Here is a 3,878-nt window from a genome sequence, read left to right as displayed (position 1 = left end):
AGATTCTTCGCTACGCTCAGAATGACGCCGCCGAAGGACCCAGAATGACATCGCGAAGGACTCAGAATGACAAATAACGGGGTTTTTCAATTGCCTTAAATTATATATATTAAAAATCTTTTCGCCAAATCCCTGAAGAACCGGAAAAATCGCGTTATACACAACGAAACGGATGACATTCTAACGACAGGGGATATGATGAGTGACGAGTGGATAGTGGCGAGTGGATAGTATTTTTCTGCTGTTTACTAACCACTAACCACTAACCACTAATCACTATCCACTAACCACTGCCTTGACTGTTCCGAGTGTAAAATTATATCATAAATCTATGAAGACGCGACGCCCGGTGGCGCTGATTTTTTTATGCGCGGCGGCCGCGTTCGGGAGGAACGTTATGTCTTCGGAAAGAAAACCCGCCGTAGCCGGAAGTTTTTATCCAGCGTCCGCGAAAGAACTCAAATCGCTCGTTATAAAGCTGCTTGATAGAGCCGGAGCGTCGACTTTCGACGGAGAACCCGTAGCCGTAATGACCCCGCACGCCGGATACGTCTATTCGGGAAAAACCGCGGCAATTTCGTGGGCGGCCGCCGCGATTGCCGACCCCGAAACCATTGTTCTTATAGGAAACAGCCACAATTTTCCGCTCGATAAGGGCTCGGTATGGCCCGATGGCTCGTTTGCCACTCCGTTGGGCGAAACTTCCGTCGACAAAGAACTCGCCGCGAAAATTCTTGAACACTCCGACATCTTCCGCGCCGACACCGCCCCGCACATTATGGAGCACTCCCTTGAAGTCCAGCTGCCTTTCATCAGAATGGTCGCGCCACAGGCAAAGATTGTGCCCATTCTGCTTGGTTCTTCAAATTCCTGCCAAAAGGCCGTTGCCGCGGGGAAGGCCATCGCGGCGGCAATCAAAAACCACGGGCGCAAAACCCTAATAGCGGCGTCGAGCGATATGTCGCATTTTCCGTCGGAAGCCGTGGCCCGCGAAGCCGACGGCGTAGCGCTTGAGGCCATTGTCCGTCTGGACACAACGGCACTGCGCGAAACGGAAATCGACCTGCTTAGAACCGCTAAGCCGTCGCTTGAATGCGTGCTGTGCGCGTCGGAATCCGTTATAGCCGTTATGACCGCCGCAAAGGAACTCGGCGCGGACGCGGCGAAAATTCTGGATTATTCGAACTCGGCCGAAGCTTCCGGAGATATTTCGAGGGTCGTGGGATACGGCGCGGTAGTGTTTGTAAAAACAGGGGTTAGGGGACAGGGTATAGGGGATAGGCAGAAGAAAACAAAAAAAACCGAATTTAAAATCTCTGAAAAAAAACGGAAGTTTTTGCTCGAACTTGCAAGAAAGTCAATAACCGAACATTTGTTCGGTAGAACATTGACCATTCCGACGACAGATGACCCTGAACTAAAACATCCTTCCGCGGTTTTCGTCACCCTGACTACGTCCGACGGCCATCTGCGAGGATGCATAGGAACCACTGAGGCCGTCGCGCCGATAGGCGAGGCCGTGGCCCAAATGGCAAGAGCCGCCGCGTTCCGGGATCACAGATTCGGTCCGCTGTCGAGCGAAGAACTGGGCAACGTAAGAATCGAGATTTCGGCGCTGTCGCCATTAAGACGCGTGACATCCGCCGCCGAGATAGAACCCGGCGCGCACGGCGTGTCGGTCGTCCGCGGAAACAGAAGCGGACTTTTTTTGCCGCAGGTGTGGGAACACTTCGACAGAAAAGAGGATTTTTTGGGCGAGCTTTGCTCTCAGAAGGCGGGGCTGAGCGCGGACGCGTGGAAAGATCCGTCGACGGAACTTTATGTTTTTACAGTAGAGAAATTCGGAGAGTAGTTTTTATTGGTTTTTCCTGTCGCCCGAGAAGTAGGGACAGGTTGCAACCTGTCCCTACAAAAAAAACGTTTTACACCCTATTGCGCAATATTGATATCGTCAATATAAAACTTTGCGGCGGGATTCGTCGAGAATCCTTCGGCACGAAGGGTGAGCGTAGCGTTTTGCGAGGGAGTTCCGGGGTTTATCGTCAAGAGTTCCCATGCGTTCTCGGCGGAGGATGTCGCCGATATGCTCGTCGGAGAAATGCCTTTCCCTGATAATGTGAGTTTGGGTTTTGTCGTCGAGCCGCCGTATTCGGTGTTGTAGCGGATGTATGCGGTGATGGTAAGCGCGGAGCCACTTTTGACCGGGACATCCCAATCCCACGAAGCGTCTCCGACGAAGCCGAAAGCGTTGGCGCCGGTTCGCGTCGGCTGACCTTGAGCGGATTTTGATTGAAACGCGCCGGGCTTCGTGCGCCAGGTTATCGTTGCGGAGTTGGATGAACCTGCCGTGTTGTATGCCTGAATGTAACGAGAGTATTCTTTGTTGCGCTTCAGACCGGTTTCGATCCAGAAAGTTGTGTCGACGGTGCGCGTAGAAAGCAGGCCGGCCGTCGAGGAATACACTCTGAACTCGTCTTCCTGATAGTTGCCCGATGAGTTATCCTGCCAAGACCAAGTAATTTTATCGGATGAGTTCGACGATGCGGATGTTATAACCGACGCATTCGGCACGATAGCGGGCGCTAAAAAATTATCAATGTAAAAAGTGTTTGAGGCGTCGGCATTGACGATTTCGATCATTATTCTGTCAATGGCGTCTTTATCCGCGTTGCTCACGGCTGATATATCCCAATCTATCGTCTGATATTCGTTTGCGGAAGTTATGTTCGGGGTGATATAGGTCGTTGTTCCGCCGGAATCGCGGATGCCGATTTTGATGTTGCTTCCGGTGCGAGTGGAGCGGATATCGAATTTGATTTGTGTGAAGTTAGAGAGGTTTATCGTCGGTGAGACGGTTCTTGTGAGGGTTTTGTTGAGGGATGTGGTGACGGGCGCTGACGATTTTATTGCGTAGGAGCCTTGAGTTTTTATGGTGGGTTCGGAGTAAGATAAAAATGGAATTGGGTATCTTACTATGACTATGCCGGAGCCGCCGGCGCCGCCACCCGTATTTGTTCCATTTTGATTCGCTCCACCCCCACCACCACCCGTATTTGCTGTTCCTGCCGTTCCATTACCATAACCACTAACAACACCTGCCCCACCACCGCCTGAACCACCAGCGACACTTGCGTATAAAACACCTCCACCACCACCAGCATAAGTAACAGCTGTGCCAGAAATAGAAGATGCCATTCCAGCGCCGCCATCGCCTAACCCACCAAGAGCAGAAGCACCGCCTCCACCCCCGCCTTTACTCGCCGCACCCGGGGTTGCTCCGGCAAAACCTTGACCAGATGTCCCTGTGCCAGCAGCGGTCATATTGTGAGAACCACCGCCCCCGGAACCACCAGAGTTACCAACATTCGGTGAGGAAGCGCCGCCGCCACCGCCAATGGCAGTTATTGAACTAAAAACAGAATTTTCGCCATTGTTTCCGGAACTGCTACTTGTTCTAGCTGCGCCTCCATTACCCACAGTCACTGTGTATGGTATTCCAACGACACCTAATGTGCCTGTAAGAAAACCGCCCGCGCCGCCACCGCCACTTTCATATCCAGTGGCAGTACCATTTCCGCCTGCACCGCCACCAGCAACAACAAGATATTCAACATTTCCAACACCATTTGGGGTAAAAGTTCCCGAAGCGGTAAAAGTATGAATCCTGTAACCGCCGACTTCGGTTATCGTTCCGCCCGTCGCTGTAACGGAAGAGTTGCTCACATACGCCGTCTGTGCGTTTGCGTCAGAATTATATTCCATGTAATCGAGTTCGAGGGGGGCGGCGGAAAGACGGGAAGCGGGAAGGGTGAAGAGTAAAGAGAAAAAGATAAAAGCGGCGGCGAGGCGGCGGGCGAAAACATTATTGGCATCGCGAC

The 3,878-nt window shown here is 52.2% G+C and carries 3 protein-coding genes; 1 reads left to right on the top strand and 2 read right to left on the bottom strand.

The genetic code is table 11. The features are described from left to right. The first annotated feature begins 331 nt into the window (after window positions 1-331). Window positions 332-1,852 (top strand): hypothetical protein, encoded by a 1,521-nt coding sequence (locus CVU77_07655; GenBank protein PKN00891.1) that lies wholly within the window; start codon window positions 332-334, stop codon window positions 1,850-1,852. A 77-nt stretch (window positions 1,853-1,929) separates the two neighbouring features. Here CVU77_07655 and CVU77_07650 read toward each other — a convergent pair whose 3' ends face one another. Both CVU77_07650 and CVU77_07645 read right to left on the bottom strand, forming a co-directional pair. Beyond that, on the bottom strand, window positions 1,930-2,676 hold the full coding sequence (locus CVU77_07650) for a hypothetical protein (GenBank protein PKN00890.1): 747 nt from the start codon (window positions 2,674-2,676) through the stop codon (window positions 1,930-1,932). A 302-nt stretch (window positions 2,677-2,978) separates the two neighbouring features. After that, window positions 2,979-3,209, bottom strand: a complete 231-nt coding sequence (locus tag CVU77_07645) for a hypothetical protein (protein ID PKN00889.1) — start codon at window positions 3,207-3,209, stop codon at window positions 2,979-2,981. Window positions 3,210-3,878: the final 669 nt, after the last annotated feature.

It is taken from the genome of Elusimicrobia bacterium HGW-Elusimicrobia-1, from assembly GCA_002841695.1.
Classification (GTDB): domain Bacteria; phylum Elusimicrobiota; class Endomicrobiia; order PHAN01; family PHAN01; genus PHAN01.
Note: the sequence above shows the minus strand (reverse complement) of the source record. Positions and strands in the feature narration are given on the sequence as shown.

What these genes read in the sequence shown, in the direction of transcription:
- CVU77_07655 (PKN00891.1), top strand. Translation starts at nt 332, where the DNA reads ATGAAGACGCGACGCCCGGTGGCGCTGATTTTTTTATGCGCGGCGGCC.
- CVU77_07645 (PKN00889.1), bottom strand. Translation starts at nt 3,209, where the DNA reads ATGGCGGCGCTGGAATGGCATCTTCTATTTCTGGCACAGCTGTTACTT.